At 63.5% G+C, this 20,139-nt stretch carries 19 protein-coding genes; 6 read left to right on the forward strand and 13 right to left on the reverse strand.

The features are described from left to right. Positions 1-5 precede the first annotated feature (5 nt). Positions 6-1,214: a pyridoxal-phosphate-dependent aminotransferase family protein gene (locus AC2FNA_RS16220; RefSeq protein ID WP_496828264.1), complete on the reverse strand. Its 1,209-nt coding sequence runs from the start codon at positions 1,212-1,214 to the stop codon at positions 6-8. 208 nt (positions 1,215-1,422) lie between these two features. Here AC2FNA_RS16220 and AC2FNA_RS16225 point away from each other — a divergent pair, with 208 nt between their 5' ends. After that, positions 1,423-3,279 carry an ABC transporter ATP-binding protein gene (locus tag AC2FNA_RS16225; protein WP_496828266.1) on the forward strand — a complete coding sequence of 619 codons (1,857 nt, stop codon included), beginning with the start codon at positions 1,423-1,425 and terminating at the stop codon, positions 3,277-3,279. 93 nt (positions 3,280-3,372) lie between these two features. Here AC2FNA_RS16225 and AC2FNA_RS16230 read toward each other — a convergent pair whose 3' ends face one another. Further along, positions 3,373-3,687 (reverse strand): ArsR/SmtB family transcription factor, encoded by a 315-nt coding sequence (locus tag AC2FNA_RS16230; RefSeq protein ID WP_496828268.1) that lies wholly within the window; start codon positions 3,685-3,687, stop codon positions 3,373-3,375. A 50-nt stretch (positions 3,688-3,737) separates the two neighbouring features. On the opposite strand from AC2FNA_RS16230, the gene AC2FNA_RS16235 reads away from it, so the two are divergent. Further along, a complete protein-coding gene (locus AC2FNA_RS16235; RefSeq protein ID WP_496828270.1) occupies positions 3,738-4,550 on the forward strand; it encodes an alpha/beta fold hydrolase in 813 nt (270 codons plus the stop codon). Between the two features lie 21 nt (positions 4,551-4,571). Here the strand turns inward: AC2FNA_RS16235 and AC2FNA_RS16240 are convergent, their stop codons facing one another. The 5 genes from AC2FNA_RS16240 to AC2FNA_RS16260 form a co-directional block, all read right to left on the reverse strand. Next, positions 4,572-5,204 (reverse strand): bifunctional 4-hydroxy-2-oxoglutarate aldolase/2-dehydro-3-deoxy-phosphogluconate aldolase, encoded by a 633-nt coding sequence (locus AC2FNA_RS16240; protein WP_496828272.1) that lies wholly within the window; start codon positions 5,202-5,204, stop codon positions 4,572-4,574. A 3-nt stretch (positions 5,205-5,207) separates the two neighbouring features. Continuing rightward, on the reverse strand, positions 5,208-7,013 hold the full coding sequence (edd, locus tag AC2FNA_RS16245) for a phosphogluconate dehydratase (protein WP_496828274.1): 1,806 nt from the start codon (positions 7,011-7,013) through the stop codon (positions 5,208-5,210). A 2-nt stretch (positions 7,014-7,015) separates the two neighbouring features. Next, positions 7,016-8,467, reverse strand: coding sequence for a glucose-6-phosphate dehydrogenase (gene zwf / locus AC2FNA_RS16250; protein ID WP_496828276.1), 1,452 nt, complete (start codon positions 8,465-8,467; stop codon positions 7,016-7,018). Between the two features lie 791 nt (positions 8,468-9,258). Continuing rightward, entirely contained in the window at positions 9,259-11,502 is a 2,244-nt protein-coding gene (gene ptsP, locus AC2FNA_RS16255; protein WP_496828278.1) for a phosphoenolpyruvate--protein phosphotransferase, read from the reverse strand. A 47-nt stretch (positions 11,503-11,549) separates the two neighbouring features. Then, positions 11,550-12,788, reverse strand: a complete 1,239-nt coding sequence (locus tag AC2FNA_RS16260; RefSeq protein WP_496828280.1) for an aspartate kinase — start codon at positions 12,786-12,788, stop codon at positions 11,550-11,552. 182 nt (positions 12,789-12,970) lie between these two features. Between AC2FNA_RS16260 and AC2FNA_RS16265 the strand changes: the two genes are divergently transcribed. Further along, positions 12,971-13,324, forward strand: coding sequence for a hypothetical protein (locus AC2FNA_RS16265; protein WP_496828282.1), 354 nt, complete (start codon positions 12,971-12,973; stop codon positions 13,322-13,324). On the opposite strand, the gene AC2FNA_RS16270 is transcribed toward AC2FNA_RS16265, so the two are convergent. The 5 genes from AC2FNA_RS16270 to AC2FNA_RS16290 all read right to left on the reverse strand — a co-directional run bounded on the left by AC2FNA_RS16270 (position 13,318) and on the right by AC2FNA_RS16290 (position 16,303). Further along, positions 13,318-13,956 carry an SDR family oxidoreductase gene (locus tag AC2FNA_RS16270; RefSeq protein ID WP_496828284.1) on the reverse strand — a complete coding sequence of 213 codons (639 nt, stop codon included), beginning with the start codon at positions 13,954-13,956 and terminating at the stop codon, positions 13,318-13,320. The genes AC2FNA_RS16265 and AC2FNA_RS16270 overlap by 7 nt on opposite strands. 1 nt (position 13,957) lies before the next feature. Next, positions 13,958-14,383 carry a DUF1178 family protein gene (locus AC2FNA_RS16275; RefSeq protein WP_496828286.1) on the reverse strand — a complete coding sequence of 142 codons (426 nt, stop codon included), beginning with the start codon at positions 14,381-14,383 and terminating at the stop codon, positions 13,958-13,960. A gap of 51 nt (positions 14,384-14,434) precedes the next feature. Continuing rightward, a complete protein-coding gene (locus tag AC2FNA_RS16280) occupies positions 14,435-14,935 on the reverse strand; it encodes an NUDIX hydrolase (RefSeq protein WP_496828288.1) in 501 nt (166 codons plus the stop codon). A gap of 68 nt (positions 14,936-15,003) precedes the next feature. Beyond that, complete coding sequence (locus AC2FNA_RS16285) at positions 15,004-15,765, reverse strand: EcsC family protein (protein WP_496828290.1); 762 nt, start codon at positions 15,763-15,765, stop codon at positions 15,004-15,006. A 49-nt stretch (positions 15,766-15,814) separates the two neighbouring features. Next, the gene (locus AC2FNA_RS16290) at positions 15,815-16,303 is read right to left on the reverse strand and encodes a GNAT family N-acetyltransferase (RefSeq protein ID WP_496828292.1); all 489 of its coding nucleotides are present in this window, start codon (positions 16,301-16,303) and stop codon (positions 15,815-15,817) included. Between the two features lie 83 nt (positions 16,304-16,386). Here AC2FNA_RS16290 and AC2FNA_RS16295 point away from each other — a divergent pair, with 83 nt between their 5' ends. Continuing rightward, positions 16,387-16,995 (forward strand): flavin reductase family protein, encoded by a 609-nt coding sequence (locus AC2FNA_RS16295; protein WP_496828294.1) that lies wholly within the window; start codon positions 16,387-16,389, stop codon positions 16,993-16,995. Then, on the forward strand, positions 16,992-17,630 hold the full coding sequence (locus AC2FNA_RS16300) for a CatB-related O-acetyltransferase (protein WP_496828296.1): 639 nt from the start codon (positions 16,992-16,994) through the stop codon (positions 17,628-17,630). The genes AC2FNA_RS16295 and AC2FNA_RS16300 overlap by 4 nt, the downstream gene beginning before the upstream one ends. A 128-nt stretch (positions 17,631-17,758) precedes the next feature. Here AC2FNA_RS16300 and AC2FNA_RS16305 read toward each other — a convergent pair whose 3' ends face one another. Further along, on the reverse strand, positions 17,759-19,393 hold the full coding sequence (locus AC2FNA_RS16305; RefSeq protein WP_496828298.1) for a SulP family inorganic anion transporter: 1,635 nt from the start codon (positions 19,391-19,393) through the stop codon (positions 17,759-17,761). Between the two features lie 160 nt (positions 19,394-19,553). Between AC2FNA_RS16305 and AC2FNA_RS16310 the strand changes: the two genes are divergently transcribed. Beyond that, entirely contained in the window at positions 19,554-20,135 is a 582-nt protein-coding gene (locus AC2FNA_RS16310; RefSeq protein ID WP_496828300.1) for a hypothetical protein, read from the forward strand. Positions 20,136-20,139 lie beyond the last annotated feature (4 nt).

Raw genomic sequence — 20,139 nt, forward strand, 5'->3', positions numbered from 1 at the left:
AGCGCTCACCCCATCGCGAGGACCTGAGCCGCCGCCTCCAGCGCACCTGCGCCACGTGGAACGTCCAGCGCATGCAACCCTGCCTCGATCCCGCCTAGAAGTCCCATGACCATCTGCCCGTTCAAGTGCCCCATATGGCCTAGCCGGAAGAACTTGCCAGAGGCCTGGTCACCCGGCGCAGCCATGCCCAGACCGATGCCCAGCGTCAGGCCCAGATTGACCTCTGTCCATTCCCGCAGCGCCGCGCCCTTGCCGCTGTCCAGCCGCAAGGCAGTCACCGCATGACTGCGATAAGCCGGGTCGGCAACATTCATCACCAGATCGCCCCCCTCGGCCCAAACCGAGCAGGCGGCCCAGATCGCCCGCGCCAACACGGCATGACGGGCCCAGACATGTTCGATCCCCTCGGCGTGGATCATGTCGAGCGCGGTGCGCAACCCATAGAGATGATGCGTCGGCGCGGTGCCATCGAAATACTGGTAGAAATCGGTTGGGTTGGCGCGCGGCACCCAGTCCCAATAGCGCGAAACGCGTGGCATGGATGCCCGTTTTGCCGCCGCCCTTTCATTGAAGAAAACAAAACCAAGCCCCGGCGGCACCATCAGACCCTTTTGACTGGCGGTGACAGTCACATCAACGCCCCAGCCATCCATCTCGAACACGTCACAACCCAGCGAAGCGATGCAATCGGCCATCAGAAGCGCCGGATGCCCCACCTCGTCCAGAACCGCCCGCAGCCCGGCGATGTCATTGCGGATCGAGCTCGAGGTATCCACATGCACCGCCAACACGGCCTTGATCCGGTGCGCGGTATCGGCCTTCAGCGCCTCGGCGATCCGGTCCAGATCCCAAGGCGCGGATTTGCCAAAGTCGATGATCTGGCATTCGGCGCCCAGCCCCTCGGCCATCTCGGCCCAACCATGCGAAAACCTTCCCGAAGCAGGAACCAACACGACCTCGCCCGGCGCGATCACGTTGGACAGTGCCGCCTCCCACGCGCCATGGCCGTTGCAAATATAGATGGTCGCGTGATGTTCGGTCCGCACCACCCGGCGCAGATCGGTCATCAGGCCGGGCATCATATCGACCAATTCGCCGGCATAGATATTGGGCGCGGCGCGATGCATGGCACGCAGCACCGCGTCCGGCATCACCGAAGGCCCCGGAATCGCCAGATAGCCGCGCCCCTGCGCCAGAGAGATATTGCCTGTCATGGGTTTACCCGTTTCCTGAAGTCGCGCACAGCCTAGCCCGCGCCCGGGCGGCGTCAATCCGTGCCGCAACCTCGGTCTCGGAGAATCTGCATCCATGTCTTCACAAGCCCGAGACCGCCCCGAACACTTGCACCCTGCCCGCCACCTGCTTAAATGGCCCGGTCATGGTTTCTATCCTGCCCCCTCTCCCCCACATGAAGGCCGAAAGATGAGCGCTAAACCGATGTCCTCGCGCGAGCTGGTGGGCTGGCTCTGGCAGAACTATCTGAAAAGCCGGATGGGCCTCTTGGGCGTGGCCTTTCTGTTCATGCTGCTCGAAGGTTCGATGGTCGGCGCGATCAGCTACATGATGCAGCCGATGTTCGACGAGATCTTCGTCAACGGCAATGGCGATGCGCTGGTCTGGGTCAGCCTCGCCTTTCTGGTGATCTTCTCGGTACGAGGTCTGGCCAGCGTCGGGCAAAAGGTGCTGCTGGCGCGCATCTCGCAGGAAACCGCCGCGCATCTGCGGTTCGACCTGCTCAAACGGCTGATCCGACAGGACACCGCTTTTCACCAGACCCATCCACCCGGCTTCCTGATCCAGCGGGTGCAGGTCGATGTCGGCTCGGTCAACCAGGTCTGGCAGGTGATCATCACCGGTGCAGGCAAGGATCTGGTCTCGCTGGTGGTTCTGATTGGGGTGGCGGTCAATGTCGATCTGATCTGGACGCTGGTCATGCTGGTGGGCGTCCCGCTGGCCTTTCTGCCCATCGCCATGGCGCAGCGTTATGTGCGCAAGAAGGCTGCGATGGCCCGTGATCAGGGCGCGACGCTGGCCACCCGGCTGGACGAGATTTTCCACGGCATCGTACCGATCAAGCTGAACGCACTGGAGCGCTATCAGCTCGACCGGTTTGATGGCCACATGAAGACCTATGTAAGGTCCGAGGTGCGCGCGTCTTTCGGCACCGCCTCAATCACCGGGTTGGTGGATGTGATGGCGGGCCTGGGCTTCATGGGCGTACTGCTCTATGGCGGGGCCGAGATCATCGCCGGGGAAAAGAGCGTCGGCCAGTTCATGAGCTTCTTCACCGCCATCGGCCTCAGCTTTGACCCGATGCGGCGGCTGGCCTCGATTTCGGGCACCTGGCAGGCGGCGGCGGCGGCGTTGGAGCGGATCAAGGACCTGCTCGACACGCCGATCCTGCTGTTGTCGCCACCGAAGCCGGTGGCCGCGCCCTCGGGATTGCCCGCGATCCAGCTTGAGAATGTCTCGCTCTCCTATGGCGACGCGCAGGTGCTTCGCAACCTGTCACTCAGCGCCGAGGCGGGCAAGACCACCGCATTGGTGGGCGCCTCGGGGGCGGGCAAATCGACCATCTTCAACCTGCTCACCCGACTGGTCGATCCGCAATCGGGCAGGGTCGCCGTGGGCGATGTCGCGGTGGGGGACATGTCGCTGGAAATACTGCGCGGCCTCTTTTCGGTGGTCACCCAAGAGGCGCTTCTGTTCGACGAAACCCTGCGCGAGAACATTCTGCTGGGCCGTACCGATGTCAGCGAGGCGCGCTTGAAGGAAGTGCTGGATGCTGCCCATGTCTCGGATTTCCTTCCCAAGCTGGAACACGGGCTCGACACGTTGGTAGGGCCGCGCGGCTCTGCCTTGTCGGGCGGGCAACGACAACGGGTGGTGATCGCCCGCGCGCTGCTGCGCGACACGCCAATCCTGCTGCTGGACGAGGCGACCTCGGCGCTCGATGCGCAATCGGAAAAAGTGGTGCAGGCCGCGCTGGATCAGCTCTCGGGCGGGCGCACCACGCTGGTTATCGCACACCGTCTCTCCACCATCCGCAATGCCGACAAGATCGTGGTGATGGAGCGTGGCGAAGTGGTGGACGAGGGCAGTCACGAAGACCTGCTGGCGCGCGGCGGCATCTATGCCGATCTCTATCGTCTGCAATTCGAAGGCGGCAAGGAGTTGGTCGACCCGATCGGCGCCGCCGCCCAGCAACGGCCCAGCACCGACGAGACGCAGCGTATCTCCGGCTGGTATCGGCGGTTGATGTCCCGCATCCTGGGCTGATCGCGCGCCTTACATTTCTTCTGTTCGAAATCACCTCGGGGGAGTCGCGCCTGCGCGACGGGGGCAGAGCCCCCGGCTTATGCCCTCACCGCTCTAGCACCTTGGTGCGAGTTCTGCTGCGAGCCAATCCAGATAGTCCTGGATCGCCGCCTCGTCCCGCTTGCAATAGGACCATTTCAGGTGCCTCTGCACCGATATGAATCCTGCCTGTTTCAGCAGGTCCAGATGCTTGCTGGCCGTTGGCTGCGCAACGTCGAGCGCCTTGGCGATCATCGTCATGCACACCCCGAACTCTGCCGGATCCGCCGACCATTGATCCGAAAAATGCCGCTGCGGTTCCGCCAGCAGCTGCAAAACCTTCAGTCGCGGCCCGCTGGCCATGGCCTTGATTTGAATTGACCTGTCCATGGCCTCTCATCATATAGTTAGTTAGCTAAGTGTAAATGTGAGTTATGGCCATGCTGGATCTTCCTCATATGTCGATCATCGAAGGCACCGCAATTCGGTGGGGAAAGACCGGGAACGGCCCTCCGTTGGTTGCCATCCACGGCACGCCGTTTTCCTCGCAAGTCTGGCGCAGGATCGTCCCTTACCTGACGGACCATAGGACGGTCTATTATTTTGATCTGGCCGGATATGGCCAATCGGAAATGCGTGAAGGTCAGGACGTGTCCCTAGCGGTTCAGAACAGGGTCCTGGCCGGCCTGTTCCGGGACTGGGACCTGGACGGCCCCGATGTTCTGGCCCATGATTTTGGCGGCGCAACAGCATTGCGTGGCTACTTCCTCGATGGTCTGCGCTTCAAGTCACTGACGATCTTCGACGCTGTAGCACTTGCTCCCTGGGGGTCGCCCTTCGTGCAGCACGTGCGTCAGCACGAGGCCGCATTTTCGGGAATGCCCGACTATATGCATCAGGCCCTGATGCGCGCCTATTTGCAGACCGCAGCGCACCGGCCGCTGCCACCGGAGGCGATCGATATCTATGCAGCGCCCTGGACCGGCCCGGTCGGGCAACCGGCCTTCTATCGCCAGATCGCCCAGATGGATCAGAAATACACCGACGAGGTTCAAGGGCTTTACCGTCAGATGGATTGCCCTGTCACCGTCCTATGGGGAGAGCGCGACGCCTGGATCCCCTACGACAAAGGCATGGAGCTGGCGGCTTTGATCTCAAGGACACCGTGCACTCCCATCCCCGATGCCGGGCATCTGGTTCAGGAGGATTGCCCCGAAGCGATCGTTGCCGCCGTACTGAAGCAAATCACCTGACCCTGGACGATCCGGCCCAATCTATTTCCTGCGGAGCCCTGCTGCGGCACGGGCCAGGGCCTCGATCCCGGCCCAGTCGCCCGCCGCCACCAGGTCCTTGGGTGCCACCCAGCTGCCACCGGCACAGACCACGTTGGGCAAGCTCAGATAGCTCTCGGCATTCTGTGGCGACACGCCGCCGGTGGGGCAGAACCCGATCTGTGGCAGAGGCGCCCCGATCGCCTTGAGCGCCGGCGCCCCACCCGAGGCCTCGGCCGGAAAGAACTTGAGCATGTCATAACCCCGCTCCAACAGCCGCATCGCCTCGCTGGCAGTGGCCGCACCCGGCAAGAGCGGCAAGCCCTCCTCCTCGCAGGCGGCCAGCAATCTGTCGGTCGCGCCGGGCGATACACCGAACCGGGCGCCCGCGGCCTTGGCCGCGCGCACATCCTCGGGCGTGACCAGCGTGCCGGCGCCGACCACGCCGCCGGGTACCTGAGCCATGATGCGGATCGCCTCCAGAGCCGCCGGGGTGCGCAGCGTCACCTCCAGCGCGGGCAGGCCACCGGCGACCAGCGCCTCGGCCAGCGGGCGCGCATGGGCGGCATCGTCGATCACCAGAACCGGTACGATGGGCGCCATCTCGCAGATTTCACGGGTCTCGCGGGATGTCATGCACTATCCTCCAAATACGCTGGCGCCGGTATCGGCCGAACCGACCGCAGCACGGAAGGCGGCGAACAGGTCGCGTCCGGTGCCGAACTGGTTCCCCGAGAGGTCCGCCGTGACCGGGTCGCGCGCCAGCACACCTTCGGTCAGGATATCAAGCACGCCCACCTCGGCATCGACCCGCAACAGGTCGCCGTCGCGCAGCCGCGCGATGGGACCACCCTCCAGCGCCTCGGGCACCACGTGGATTGCGGCCGGAACCTTGCCCGAGGCGCCCGACATGCGCCCGTCGGTCACCAGCGCCACCTTTTGCCCGCGCCCTTGCAGGATTGACAGGATCGGCGTCAGCGAGTGCAGCTCGGGCATGCCATTGGCCTTGGGCCCCTGAAAGCGGACCACCACCACCATGTCGCCGGTCAGCTGACCGGCTTTGAAAGCAGCCTTGACCTCGTCCTGGCCATGAAACACGCGAACCGGCGCCTCGACCACCCGATGTTCCGGCGCCACGGCCGAGACCTTCATCACCGCCGTACCCAGCGACCCCGAAAGCCGCGACAACCCACCGGTCGCCTGAAACGGGTCAGAGACCGGGCGCAGGATCTTGTCGTTGAGGCTGGTTTGCGTTCCGGCCTCCCAGTTCAGCACCCCATCCCGCAGCTTGGGCTCCTGTGTATAGAGCTCCAGCCCCCGGCCCGCTACGGTCAGCGTGTCGGGATGCAGGAACCCCGCCTCGATCAGGGTATGGATGGTATAGCCCAGCCCCCCCGCCGCGTGGAAATGGTTCACGTCGGCCAGCCCGTTGGGATAGACCCGTGCGATCAGCGGCACCACCGCCGAGATCTCGGCAAAGTCCTGCCAGTCGAGCAGGATGCCTCCCGCCCGCGCCATGGCAACCAGATGAATGAGCAGGTTGGTTGAGCCACCGGTCGCCATCAGCCCGACAATGCCGTTCACATAGGCGCGTTCATCCAACACATGCCCCACCGGGGCATAGTTGCTGCCCAGCGCCGACAGGCTGAGTGACCGCCGCGCCGCCTCCGCGGTCAGCGCCTCGCGCAGACCGGTGTTCGGCGGCACGAAACTGGCGCCCGGCAGGTGCAACCCCATGAACTCCATCAGCATCTGGTTGGTGTTGGCGGTGCCGTAAAAGGTGCAGGTGCCCGGCCCATGATAGGCGGCCATCTCGGCCGCCATCAACTCGGCGTGGCCCACCTCGCCCTTGGCAAAGCGCTGCCGCACCTTGGCCTTTTCGTCATTGGGAAGGCCGCTGGTCATTGGTCCTGCCGGCACGAAGACCGCCGGCAGGTGGCCAAAGCTTTGCGCCGCGATCACCAACCCCGGTACGATCTTGTCGCAGACGCCCAGGAACACCGCCGCATCAAAGGTGTTGTGGCTGAGCGCAACACCCGCCGCCATCGCGATCACGTCGCGCGAGAACAGCGACAGTTCCATTCCAGGCGCGCCCTGGGTGACACCGTCGCACATGGCGGGAACCCCACCCGCAACTTGCGCGGTGCCGCCGACAGAGCGGGCGGCCTGGCGCAACACATCCGGGTAGCGCTCGAACGGCTGATGCGCCGAGAGCATGTCGTTATAGCTGGTGACGATGCCCAGATGCCCGGCCGAGCCGGTGGCCAACGCATGTTGATCCGCCCCCGCACCGGCATAGGCATGTGCCTGTCCCGAACAGCTGAGATGCGCCCGCGCCGGACCCTGGTCGCGGGCCGCGTCGATCCGGGCCAGATAGGCGCCACGCGTTTCAGCGCTGCGAGCCACGATCCGGGCCGTCACCTCGGCTATGGTCGCATGTACCATGGTCATCCTCCGATCTGCCGCCAGCGGCGGCCATCACGATGCAGCAGCATCAGCGCCTCTTCCGGACCCGAACTGCCCTGATCATAAGGATAGGGCCGGTCGCGGTTTCTTTCCCATTCGGCAATGATGGGATCCACCCAGGCCCAGGCGGCCTCGGCCTCGTCGCCCCGCATGAACAGGGTCTGGTCACCCCGGATCACGTCCATCACCAAACGCTCATAGGCGTCCTGTGCCCGGGTATCTCCACCCAGCGCCTCGGCAAAGCTCATGTCCAGCGGCACCTCGGCCAACCGGAACCCGCCCGGCCCCGGATCCTTGATCGTGGTGCGCAGGGTAATGCCCTCGTCCGGTTGCAACCGGATGATCAGCTTGTTGCCGTGGATCGGCCCCACATTGGGAAAGATCGAATGTGGCGGATCGCGGAACTGCACCACGATTTCCGACACCCGCGCCCTCAGCTTCTTGCCGGTGCGCAGATAGAACGGCACCCCGGCCCAGCGCCAGTTGGCCACATGAACCCTGAGCGCAATGAAACTCTCGGTGCGGCTCTGGGGATCGCCCACATGATCGAGATAGCCATCGCTGCCCTCGTCGGCGCGATATTGCCCCCGGGCGATGTCGCCCGGCGGCACCGGATCAAGCGCCTCGATCACCTTGACCTTTTCGTCGCGCACCGCGTTGGGGGTGAATTTCGATGGAGGCTCCATCGCGGTCAGACAAAGGAGCTGCACCAGATGGTTCTGCACCATGTCCCGCATGGCACCCGACTGATCATAATAAGCCTCGCGCCCCTCGACCCCGATGCTTTCGGCCACCGTGATCTGTACATGGTCGATATGAGTCGCGTTCCAAAGCGGTTCGAACAGCGAGTTGGCAAAGCGCAGCGCCATCAGGTTCTGCACGGTCTCCTTGCCGAGGTAATGGTCGATCCGATAGATCTGATGTTCCTCGAAACAGACCCTCAGACCGGCATTCAGAGCGCGCGCGGTTTCCAGATCGCGCCCAAAGGGCTTTTCGACCACGATCCGCGCCTCGGGCGTGGCCATGCCGTGGCTCTCAAGCTGCCGTGCGATGCCGGCAAACAGGGACGGTCCGACCGAAAGGTAGAAGGCCCGCACCGCATCCGCGCGCAACATGGCTGCAAGCGCCTGCCAGCCATCCTCGCCGAGCGCATCCACCGCCACATAGTCGAGCTTTTGCAGGAACCGTCCGAGCACCTCGGTGCGGGTCGGGGTGTCCGGGGTAAATTCCTCGATCGCCTGACGCACCTCGGCGCGAAAGGCCTCGGTGGTCAGCTCGGTACGAGCCGAACCGATAATCCGCGCCTCCTCGGGCATTTGTCCCACTTCATAGCGATGAAAGAGCGCTGGCAAGATCTTGCGGCGGGCAAGATCGCCGGTGGCCCCGAACAGAACCAGATCGAAGGCACTGACCGGAATGACACGGGATACCATGCTGTCTCCTTTGCAACGGCTCTTTTGCGTATCCACGCCGGGCTCCGGGCCGGGACATCACAAATGTTAACGCTAACAATTCGTCGTCCTCTTTACGGATACCCCGCAAAATATCAAGCCCATCCTGACATAAAACAGTTTTCTGTAACGGCCCTGATCCGGCCCACCCTCAACAAGCGGAGACGAGCAAGGCGAGAAACGATTGTGGATATCTGTGACACAACTGCTCACCATCGGACGAAATAACCTCTATGAAAACAGGGTTTCAGACCCATTTAACTTCTGCTTTCGGCTGTGGAGAACTCTGTGGGTGATATCGAAAATAAACTTTATCATAGATAGTTAGACATGAATGCTTATGTAGCGGTTCAGCATTTGAGACCACTACGCCCGGATTCAACGAAGAAATCGCATAGCACCTGATATCCGCGCGACCAAAAGTGAGGTGAACCAGGCTTGCTGCCAGAAAACGATCTGCGGAGGTACGCCAGAGCATGTCATCCAGCGGATTCCTGTCTGCAACAGACTTGTGGATGGAACTGAGGCCTAATACGTCAAGTATCATAAATAATATTTTTTTTTGCCAAATGTCCACAATGGACAACCGCATTCATCATGATTCATCAATTTTTTCAGCAAAAACGCAGACAGACTTATCCACAGTTCTCGCTCTCAATTCACCCAGGGCGCTACTCGAACGGGCCAAGGGCCAGCATAGATTTGCTGTAACCAACAGACAAAATCGCACCCGGCCCATGCGGGCACCGACACAGATCCAGCATCGGGGAAGATCAAGGATTCTGGCTAAGCCAGTCCATCACCGCAGGACGCACGGATTGAACACCGCGGTGGCGGGCATCCGTGATGATCTTGCGCAGCTCGCCCAGATCCGTGCGCAAAAGCAAGCTCTTGACAGGTCCAATTGAAGCAGGGCGCATCGACAGAGTGCGGATACCCATGGCCGCCAGACAGATCGCCTCAATGGGTCGCCCTGCATCCTCACCGCAAAAGCTGAGCGGCGTCCCAGAGATGCCGCATCGTTCGACAATCCGTTCGATCAGGCTGAGAAAACTGCTGTTGAGCGTGTCATAACGCCGGCGCACGCGTTCGTTCTCGCGGTCGGCAGCAAAGAAGAACTGCTTCAGGTCGTTGCCGCCGATGGACAGAAATCCGACATCGTCAAAGAACTTCTGCGGCGCAAAGGCCAGCGAGGGGGTCTCGAGCATCGCGCCGATTTCAAGCGTTTCCGGAAGCGGATGCCCCAGCACCTTTTCGCGGGCAATGGTCTTGTCCACCTCGGCGCGAGCGGCGTGGTATTCCTCGGCCTGGGCGACAAAGGGGAACATGATGGTCAGCGCGCGCCCGTTGGCGGCCCGGATCAGCGCCTGCAACTGCATCCGCATCACCCCGGGCTTGTCCAGCCCCACCCGGATCGCGCGCCAGCCCAGCGCCGGGTTCGGCTCGTCCGTGGGCTTCATATAGGGCAGCACCTTGTCGGACCCGATATCGAGCGTGCGGAACACAACCCGCTTGCCCTTGGCCGCGTCGAGAACGCGGGAGTAGAGCGCCACCAGCTCCGAGCGTTTCGGCATCTGGTTGCGCACCAGAAATTGCAGCTCGGTCCGAAACAGCCCCACCCCCTCGGCGCCCGAACTTTCGAGCGAGGGCAGATCCGCCATCAGGCCTGCGTTCATCACCAGATTGATATGCTGTCCGTCCTTTGTGATGGCGGGGGTTTCCCGGATCGAGGCATAGCGCGCCTGTGCATCCGCCTGCATCGCGATCTTGTCGCGAAAGGCACTGACCACACTCTCCTCGGGGCGCAGATGCACGACCCCCTGATCGCCATCGACCAGGATCTGGTCTCCGTTCAGCGCCTCGGTCGTGATCCGCTCGGCATGCACGACCAGCGGGATCGCCAGTGCCCGTGCCACGATGGCCGCATGGCTGCCGACCGAGCCTTCTTCGAGCACGACCCCCTTGAGCGAGCGGCCATATTCCAGCAGGTCGCCCGGCCCGATATTGCGTGCCACCAGGATTGGATCGGGCGGCAGTTCGGCACCGGTCTGTTTGCCCTGACCGGTCAGGATGCGCAGCAGGCGGTTCGACAGGTCATCGAGATCGGCCAACCGCTCGCGCAGATAGGAATCCTGTACCTGCCCCATGCGAGCGCGGGCCAGAGACTGTTCCTTTTCCACCGCTGCCTCGGCGCTGAGGCCGCGGGCGATATCCTCTTCCATCCGGCGCATCCAGCCCTTGGAATTGGCGAACATCCGGTATGCTTCCAGAACCTGCAACTGTTCCTTGTCGCCGTTCTGCGACATCTCCAGCATCTTGTCGACGCCGACGCGCAACTCGTCCACAGCCTCGTTCAGGCGCTCCATCTCGCGATGGGGATCGTCGGCGATCGGGTTGGTGATCACCACACGAGGTTCGTGCAGCCAGACATGGCCCTCGGCCGCGCCTTCCTGACCGGTGCCGCCCTTGAACATGGCCGATTTCTGATGCAGCGGTGACAGCGCCGCGCCCTCGCCGACAAAGGCACCCAGCTCGGCCATCTCGGCCAGCACCATGGCCACCACTTCCAGCGCATAGACCTCGTCGGCGGAAAACTCGCGCGCGTCGCGCGACTGCACCACCAGAACGCCCAGCTTTTCACCAAGCCGCTGCACGGGGATGCCCAGGAAGGAGGAATAGCGTTCCTCTCCCGTCTCGGGCATGTAGCGGAACCCCTTGGCCGAGGGCGCATCGGGCGTGTTGACCACCTTGCCGGACTTGGCGACGCGGCCGACCAGCCCCTCGCCCAGCCGCATCCGGGTCTGGTGCACCGACTCGGGCTTCAACCCCTCGGTGGCGCACAGTTCCAGCGTGTCGACATCGCGGAACAGGTAGATCGAGCAGACCTCGGTCCCCATGCTGTCGGCGATCAGATGCGTGATGCGATCCAGACGGGCCTGTCCGGCCTCGTCCGTCGCCATCGCCTCGCGCAGCCGCCCCAGCAGCTTGCGGGATTCGCTTTCGGTTCCGTCCGCCATGGGCCCTCGTGCGGTTGCAGGGTCAGGCGTGCCCGGTTCCGGTTGGATCAGGCCGCCTTGTCCAGTTCAAACGCATCATGCAGCGCCTGCACGGCAAGTTCCATGTATTTCCGGTCGATCAGTACGGAAATCTTGATCTCAGAGGTTGTAATCACCTTAATGTTGATCCCCTCATCCGAGAGTATCTTGAACATCTTGGCGGCCACGCCCGACTGGCTGCGCATGCCGATGCCGACGACCGACACCTTGCAGACGTCATAGTCGACCAGCAGGTCCTCGAATTCCAGCTCGCCCGCGCCCTTGACCGCGTTCATGGCCTTTTCCGCGCGCGCCACCTGGTCGGTGGGGCACGAGAAGGTCATGTCGGTGATACCCTCCTCGGACACGTTCTGCACGATCATGTCCACGTTCACGCCACCCTCGCTGAGCGCGTTGAAGATAGTGGCCGCAACGCCGGGGCGGTCCTGGACCGAGACAACGGTCATCTTGGCCTCGTCACGGGAATAGGCGACGCCGGAGACTACATTGGATTCCATGATTTCCTCCTCATCGACAACCAGCGTACCGGCGGTGTCGGATTGTTCCTCGAAACTGGAGAGGACACGCAGTTTGACCTTGTACCGCATGGCGAGTTCGACCGAGCGGGTTTGCAGCACCTTGGCCCCCAGCGAGGCCAGTTCGAGCATTTCCTCGAACGAGATCTTTTCCAGCTTGCGCGCCTTGGTGCAGATGCGCGGATCGGTGGTATAGACGCCATCCACATCGGTATAAATGTCGCAGCGCTCTGCCTCGAAGGCGGCGGCAAAGGCAACGGCGGTGGTGTCCGACCCGCCCCGGCCCAGCGTGGTGATACGGCCCTCGGGGCTGACGCCCTGGAACCCGGCGACCACCGCGACCTTCATGCCTTCGGCGAATTTCTGGTTGATATTGTGCGGCGGGATATCTTCGATCCGGGCCTGGCTATGGGCGCTATTGGTCATCAGCGGCACCTGCCAGCCCTGCCAGCTGCGCGCAGGGATATCCATCTCTTGCAGCGTCAGCGCCATCAGGCCGGCAGTGATGTTCTCGCCCGACGACACAACTGCGTCATATTCGCGTGCATCGAACAACGGCGAGGTCTCGTTGACCCAGCCCACCAGTTCATTGGTCTTGCCGGCCATGGCCGAGACGATGACGATCACGTCATAGCCCTTGGCCACTTCAACGCCCACGCGCTTGGCCGCGCGGCGGATACGGTCGAGATTGGCGACCGAAGTGCCGCCGAATTTCATCACGAGCGTTGGCATGGGGGCTAGGTCTCCGCGCCTGTGGAAAAATGTCCCGAGCCTCTTATGCGAGGGGGGGTACAAGAGCAAGAGGGCATTGGGGCCGCACCGATTTGACGCAGGGCCGCAAGGCGGGTTGCGGGCTTTACAGATCCGGGCCGGAATGCGAGCGTTGCATAGCCTGTAGCCAGCAAGGAACGACCATGCGCGCCACCATTCTCGCCGTCAGCCTCATCCTGTCATCGCCTGTGGCGTTTGCCGCCACCGTATCCGGGACCGACGGACAAAACGCGTTGGGAACGGTTCCCTGCGCGACGGGTGGTCAGGCCCTGTCAGATTGCCCGGCAGAGTTGCGCCGCAAGGAGGATGGTACCGCCACATTGGCCGTCATCCTCCCCGGCGGGACGGTTCGCAACATCTATTTCGAGAATGGCAAACCGGTTTCCAGCAGCTCGCCCTCTCCCGTCAGCTCGGAAACCACCGGCGATACGCTGCGGATTTTCATCGCACCAGGCGAGGTGTTCGAACTGCCGGCGGCCGCGGTCGCATCTCAATAAGGGTGCGCGCGCCCGTCCCAGGTTTCGAAACATCCCGTCGTCTCGGGCGATAGCTCGGCAAAGCGCTCGATCAGGCCGCCTGCCGCCTCGGCAACGTCGATATCGCCGCCCTGCCCGCCCATGTCGGTACGGACCCAGCCCGGATGATAGACGCCCACGGCGATGCCCTCGGGTGCCAGATCGGCGGCCAGGTTGCGACCCAGGTTCAGCACAGCCGCCTTGGACGCGCGATAGGCATAGCTGCCGCCCGGCGCGCGCGTGTGCGAGGCCATCTGCGAAGAGATGATTGCAATCTTGCCGCCGGCGGCCCTGATATTGGGGAGCAGCGCCTGAACGGTCAGAAACACGCCGGTGACATTGGCGGCAAAGCTGTCGGTCCAGACCTGCGCGGTGTAGCCCTCCAGCGACAGCCCCTTGTCCAGATAGACGCCTGCATTGCAGATCAACAGGTCGACCGGACGCCCCGCCAACACCTCGGCCATGGCGCGATGCTGGGCCGGATCGGTCACGTCGAGCGCAATGTCTGCGCTGCCGTCGCGCGCGGTTGCAGAGACATTATGCCCCGCCGTGCGATACTGTGCGGCAAGCTCCCGCCCGATCCCGCGGTTGCCGCCGGTGATCAGTACATGCATGTCAATTCGCCTTTCGGTTCGGCAGGAATGGCAGCGGCGCGACGGGAATACCATCCTCGAGCAGGGCCTTGGCCTCTTCCATCTTGGCCTCGCCATAGATCGCCCGTTCCGGAACCTCGCCCAGATGCATGCGGCGTGCTTCGGTTGCGAAATCCCGACCCACATAGTCGGAATTCGCCTCGATCTTGCGCCGGATCTCGGCCAGTGCCTGTTCGGCGGGTGTTGCAGGCGCGGTCAGCGGGCGGGCGTCCTTGTTGGACCGGACCGAGGTGACACGGGGGCTCATGATCGCCTTTTCGACCTCGGTCCCGCCACAGACCGAGCAGGCGACCATTCCGGTCGCCGCCAGTTTTTCAAAGGCGGCAGCCGATTGGAACCAGCTGTCAAAGCTGTGCCCGGCGCTGCATTTCAGAGAATACTGAATCATCTGGCCATTCCGTTGCGGTCCGCCCAGTAGATATCCACATATCCCGCAAGATCAAGTGGAGTGCGGCCCTGTGGCCGTCGGGCACAACCGGCGCAGCGCCATCGGATCGAGTGTCCCGAGCAGCTGTTTCAGCTCCGGTTCATCAACCTTCCGGGCTGCCTCGGTCGCGGTAAACCAGACCCGCTGTCGCTGGCCCGTTTCGGGGAATTCATCCTCCAGCCGCGCAACGCAGAGCGGATGGATCTCGACCTTGCAGGGAACCTCGCGCCGTTTGTCGAGCAGCTTGACATAGTGGTAAGCCCCCAGCCGGACCGGAGAGACTTGCCCTACGACGCCCGCCTCCTCCCACGCCTCGCGTGCGGCGGTGGCGGCTCCGTCTAGGCCGGGCATCGGCCAGCCCTTGGGCAGAATCCAGCGCCCCGTTCCACGCGAGGTGATCAACAGCACCAGGGGCGTGTCCCCGTCAAACCGGTAGCATAGCGCGCCATATTGCAGCCGGGGCAGCGCCTGCGCCCTTTGCATCGTCACTGTCTTGTCGAGCTTTGCGTTCATCGCGCTCCGTCCTGTCCGCGTGGTCGCGCGGGTTGACGCCAGTTAACGGCAGAATTGTAAAACTGCGGTTACATCCGGTCGCTCAGCGCCATTTTGTCCGACAGGCGCGTAACCAGTTCGTCATGGGGAATATCCGCGTCCACTGCCAGCCGCCTGAGGCCGAAATGCACATGCGCGATCTGCTGGTAGTAGCGGGTATAGACATAGTTCACCGATGCCCCGGCGACCGCGCCCAGCACTGGCACCGATTGCGCCGCCAGCTTTTGCCCCAACGCAGTGGCCAGCCGGGGCGCCACGGCCGAGATCATCTTGTGCAAGGCCCCACCGGTCAACGTTAGGCGCAGCGAGACAAAACCCAGATCGGCACCGTCATCCGTCGACAACGGGCCAGCGGCGGCAAAGACCCGGATACAGTCGAACTGCACGTTCTCGGCGGCGGGATCGAACCCGTGTTCGGCGGCCACATCCTGTATCGCACGCAACAGAACCGTGGTGGTCGCTGGCAATTCGACCAGCGCCGAAGGCAAACCACCCATGCCACCGGCGGCGCCCATGGCGGTGGTCCAGATCATGTTGGTAAGCGCGCTCTGCCCCGGCACCGCCACGCGAGAGCCTTGTGCGGCACGCATCGCCAGCACCAGCGCGCGCTCGGTCGCCTCGGTCAGACCGGCGCGCACCTGTTGCGGCAGCCGGTCAAGCAAGCCCTCCGCCTGCCCGCCCAGCGCGTTCAGCAACCGGATCCCGGTGCCGCCCGCCGCACGATAGCGTCTCGCCAGCGCCTCCAGCTCGGCCTCGGCATCCACCGGGGCAACGATCACGATATCCTGCATGGCGCATGCCTCCTCTGTTTGTCAAAGATCGGCATCGCACAACGCGATTTCAACGGGTCCAGCGGGTGACACGACCCGAAACTCCGGTCCAGGCGCCGGGCACCAGATCCAGCCCCAACACCCGGTCGGGATTGGTAGGTGGCGGCATTTCGACTCCGTCCAACCGGGCAAATCCGAAGCGGCTGTAATAGGGTGCGTCTCCCACCAGCATTACCCGCGCCCAACCACATTCGCGGCCTGCCTCCAGCCCTTCCTGGATCAGGAACCCGCCCAGCCCCTCGCCCTGGTGGGTGGGGTGGACGGCCACGGGGCCCAAGAGCAGCGCGTCGCTATCGCCGACATGCACCGGCCAGAACCGTATCGCACCGGCCAGCGTGCCATCGCTGTCGCGCGCGACCAGGGACAGGCCCGCCACCGGCGGTACATCATCGCGCAGCCGGTAAGAGGACAGCGCCGTCCTGCCCGGTGCAAAACACAGGTCATAAAGCGCCTCGACCTCCCACCAATCGTCCGGTGTTTCCGGCTTGACCTCGATCACCTGTCTTCCTGCCTCTCCCTTCGGGTGGAAATCGCCCTATCACTTCGTTACCCCTAGGGCAAATGATTGGAGATAAAAGAGACATGTTCTATCGACCCGAAGACGGGCACGGCCTGCCGCACAACCCGTTCAATGCCATCATCACGCCGCGCCCCATCGGCTGGATATCCACCCGCGCTGCGGATGGCACCAACAACCTTGCCCCCTACAGCTTCTTCAATGGTGCCGCCTATGTCCCGCCTCAGGTGATGTTTTCGACCACGGGCAGCAAGCCCGACCAGGACAACACCAAGGACACCGTCGCCAATATCGAGGCGACGGGCGTCTTCTGCGTCAACATCGTCGAATACGCGATGAGAGACGCGATGAACGCGACATCGGAGACACTTCCGCGCGAGGTGGATGAATTCGCCCATGCCGGGCTGACACCGGTCGAGTGCGAAACGATCGCCTGCGCCCGCATCGCCGGGGTGCCCGCCGCGCTGGAATGCAAGCTGACGCAGATCGTGACGCTGCCCGGCGTGTCCAATCGGGTGGTGTTCGGCGAGGTGACCGGTATCCACATGCGCGATGATTGCCTTAAGGACGGGATTTTCGACGTCACCACCTATCAGCCGCTCGCCCGGCTTGGCTATCGCGACTATACCGTCGTGCGCGACCTCTTCACGCTTGCGCGCCCGGACGACAGATGACCCTTCCGGACCCCGGTCGCCGCTACCCGATCACGTTGCCCGACGGCACGGACCATATCGGCACCGTGTTCCTGAACCGGGTGATCGACCATCCCCGGTTCCACGCCGGAGACTACAGCTATGCCTCGGATTTCGATCCGCCGGCGGATTGGGCGGCGCGGCTGGCCCCCTATCTGTTCGCAACCTCTGCCGAGACACTGACACTTGGGCGCTTCTGCCAGATCGCCCACGGGGTGCGCTTCATCACCGCCTCGGCCAATCACGCTCAGGACGGGATCACCTGCTTTCCCTTCCCGGTCTTCGACCCGGCACAAATGGCCTCCTACCAGCCGGACCGCCGTGATACGGTGATCGGCCACGATGTCTGGATCGGCTATGGCGCGATGATCCTGCCCGGCGCCCGGATCGGCAACGGCGCCGTCATCGGCGCGGGCGCTGTGGTGCGCGGCACGGTACCCGCTTACGCGGTGGTCTCCGGAAATCCGGGCCGAGTTATCCGCTTCCGCTTCGATCCAGACACCATTGCCACGCTGCAGACACTCGCCTGGTGGGACTGGCCAGCAGACCGCATCGCCCAGGCCGAACCGGCGCTGCTCTCGGGCGATATCGATCATCTTGCCCGCCTGAGCCCTTAAATTCGGCCTCTGGGGCTTCTTTCTGGTTCGAAATACTCCGGAGCGCGAGGCAGCGCCTCGCATCCCGCACCTAAAGGTGCGGCACAGACAGAGCGCGCGCCGTCAGGCGCGCACCGCTTGGCAACGGCTCAATGGCCGCCCAGGATGCCGGTCCGCACCGAGTAATCCACAGCCAGCCCGTAATCGGGGTCATCATCGCTGTCGACCATCAGATGCCCGGCCTTGTTCAAAAGCTGGTGGCAATCGCGGCTCAGATGCCGCAGCATCACCTGCTTGCCCGCCGCCTCGTATTTCAGTGCCACCGCCTCGATTGCCTGCAGTGCCGACTGGTCGACAACCCGGCTCTCCTTGAAATCGACGATCACGGTGTCGGGGTCCTCCTCGACCTCGAAAAGCTCCACGAACCCGTCGGTCGAACCAAAGAACAGCGGCCCCTGGATTTCATAAACCTTGGCGCCCTTGGCGGTATGGGATTCGCGCGTGACCGCATGGATGCGCTTGGCGTTGTTCCAGGCATAGGCCAGGGCCGAGACGATGACGCCCACGACCACGGCAACCGCAAGGTCCTCCATCACCGTGACCACGGTGACCAGAACGGTGACGAATGCATCGGTCAGCGGCACCTTGCGCAGGATCATCAGCGAGTTCCAGGCAAAGGTTCCGATCACCACCATGAACATCACGCCGACGAGCGCGGCCAGCGGGATCTGCTCGATCAGCGGTGCGCCCACCAGGATGAACAACAGCAGGAACAGCGCCGCCGCGATCCCCGCCACGCGGGTCCTGCCCCCGGATTTCACGTTGATCATCGACTGGCCGATCATCGCGCAGCCACCCATGCCGCCAAAGAAGCCGGTCACCACATTGGCCGCGCCCTGGGCGATGCATTCCTGGCTGGCACCACCCCGTTTACCGGTGATGTCGCCCACCAGGTTCAGGGTCAGCAGCGACTCGATCAGCCCGATCGCGGCGAGGATCACCGCATAGGGCAGGATGATTTCCAGCGTTTCCCAATTGAGCGGCACCATCGGGATGTGGAACTGCGGTAAGCCGCCCTCGATAGAAGCCATGTCGCCCACGCGCGGCACATCCAGCCCGGCGCCGATCACCAGCGCCGCGACCACCGCGATGCCCGCCAGCGGCGCAGGGATCGCACGCGTGACCCGCGGCATGATCCAGATCACCACCATCGTCAGTGCCACCAGCGCCAGCATCAACATCAGCGGTCCGCCGGACAGCCATTCGCCGCCGCCCAGCCCGTGGCCGGTGTTTTCCATGCTGCCGGGCACCTTGAACTGGCCCATCTGCGCCAGAAAGATCACAATCGCCAGCCCGTTGACAAAGCCCAGCATGACCGGATGCGGCACCAGCCGGATGAACTTGCCCCATTGCATGACCCCGGCGACCAGCTGCAAAAGGCCCATCAGCACCACGGTCGCAAACAGGTATTCCACCCCGTGCTGTGCCACCAGCGCCACCATCACCACCGCCAGCGCCCCGGTCGCACCCGAGATCATGCCCGGCCGCCCACCGATCAGCGCGGTGATCAGCCCGACCAGAAAGGCCGCATAAAGCCCGACCAGCGGATGCACCCCGGCGACAAAGGCAAAGGCCACCGCCTCGGGCACCAGCGCCAGTGCCACGGTCAGCCCCGACAACAGCTCGATCCTGAGGCGCGAGGCGGTCAGCGGCTCGTCCGGCATCCAGCGCAGGTCGGGAATGGCGAGACGATTGGCAACACTTGCCAGGAAGGCACGGGGCATGGGTCAGGTCCTGATGGGGAGTTCGCGTTCCGCGCCTTGTAACGAATCGCTACCCATACGGCCATGGCGCAGCACGGGTAGCGGCTATGCGTCGCATGCATGACTTTCGCTCGCGGCAACGTGACTTGCACCCGGCCCGACCGCTGCTCACCTGTCTTGCATGCGTTCCTTTATCCCCTTGCTGCTCTCCGCCCTGATCGCCCTGCCCGCACATGCCCAGGACATGCAGGGCAACGATACCGCCGGCAACTGGCGGGTCACCCATCACCGGCTGATCGGCATCTGGGACTCGATGTGCGACGAGCGGGTCGAGCAGGGGCAATTGGTACAACGCTGCTATCTGCGGCACGTGGACGTGTTCTCGCCACATCCCGAATTCGCCGCGCAATATCTCTTTGTCACGCCCGAGGATACGGGCTTTGCGGTCGAAATCGGCATCGAGCCGGGTACGCTGTTTGCGCCCGGCGGCATCCGGATCGAGAGGGCTGGAGAACGGCTTTGGCACAGCAACTGGCCCGGCTGCCTGACCGGGCTCGGCTGCGCCTTCTCTGAGGGCAGCGCCGAGACCCTTATCGCAGCGATGCGACAGGGCGAAAGCTTTCGCTTTACCTTCCGAGACCGCCACGGAAAGGCGCAGGATCGCGCCTGGCCGCTCGATCTGTTCGAAGCGGCCTGGCAGGACTTTCTAGATCAGTCCGGCCAGCGCAGCCTGACCGGCGAAGACGCCCCTCGGGGCGGATAAGCCC

Source organism: Ruegeria sp. YKSD163, from assembly GCF_059612905.1.

Bases quoted from the DNA above. Each gene is read 5' to 3' on its own strand.
- AC2FNA_RS16265 (WP_496828282.1), top strand. From the start codon at position 12,971: ATGCGCGCCACCATTCTCGCCGTCAGCCTCATCCTGTCATCGCCTGTG.
- zwf (WP_496828276.1), bottom strand. From the start codon at position 8,467: ATGGTATCCCGTGTCATTCCGGTCAGTGCCTTCGATCTGGTTCTGTTC.
- AC2FNA_RS16305 (WP_496828298.1), bottom strand. From the start codon at position 19,393: ATGCCCCGTGCCTTCCTGGCAAGTGTTGCCAATCGTCTCGCCATTCCC.
- AC2FNA_RS16235 (WP_496828270.1), top strand. From the start codon at position 3,738: ATGCTGGATCTTCCTCATATGTCGATCATCGAAGGCACCGCAATTCGG.
- AC2FNA_RS16230 (WP_496828268.1), bottom strand. From the start codon at position 3,687: ATGGACAGGTCAATTCAAATCAAGGCCATGGCCAGCGGGCCGCGACTG.
- AC2FNA_RS16275 (WP_496828286.1), bottom strand. From the start codon at position 14,383: ATGATTCAGTATTCTCTGAAATGCAGCGCCGGGCACAGCTTTGACAGC.
- AC2FNA_RS16270 (WP_496828284.1), bottom strand. From the start codon at position 13,956: ATGCATGTACTGATCACCGGCGGCAACCGCGGGATCGGGCGGGAGCTT.
- AC2FNA_RS16285 (WP_496828290.1), bottom strand. From the start codon at position 15,765: ATGCAGGATATCGTGATCGTTGCCCCGGTGGATGCCGAGGCCGAGCTG.
- ptsP (WP_496828278.1), bottom strand. From the start codon at position 11,502: ATGGCGGACGGAACCGAAAGCGAATCCCGCAAGCTGCTGGGGCGGCTG.
- AC2FNA_RS16225 (WP_496828266.1), top strand. From the start codon at position 1,423: ATGAGCGCTAAACCGATGTCCTCGCGCGAGCTGGTGGGCTGGCTCTGG.
- AC2FNA_RS16220 (WP_496828264.1), bottom strand. From the start codon at position 1,214: ATGACAGGCAATATCTCTCTGGCGCAGGGGCGCGGCTATCTGGCGATT.
- AC2FNA_RS16280 (WP_496828288.1), bottom strand. From the start codon at position 14,935: ATGAACGCAAAGCTCGACAAGACAGTGACGATGCAAAGGGCGCAGGCG.
- AC2FNA_RS16240 (WP_496828272.1), bottom strand. From the start codon at position 5,204: ATGACATCCCGCGAGACCCGTGAAATCTGCGAGATGGCGCCCATCGTA.
- AC2FNA_RS16295 (WP_496828294.1), top strand. From the start codon at position 16,387: ATGTTCTATCGACCCGAAGACGGGCACGGCCTGCCGCACAACCCGTTC.
- AC2FNA_RS16300 (WP_496828296.1), top strand. From the start codon at position 16,992: ATGACCCTTCCGGACCCCGGTCGCCGCTACCCGATCACGTTGCCCGAC.
- AC2FNA_RS16310 (WP_496828300.1), top strand. From the start codon at position 19,554: ATGCGTTCCTTTATCCCCTTGCTGCTCTCCGCCCTGATCGCCCTGCCC.
- AC2FNA_RS16260 (WP_496828280.1), bottom strand. From the start codon at position 12,788: ATGCCAACGCTCGTGATGAAATTCGGCGGCACTTCGGTCGCCAATCTC.
- edd (WP_496828274.1), bottom strand. From the start codon at position 7,013: ATGGTACATGCGACCATAGCCGAGGTGACGGCCCGGATCGTGGCTCGC.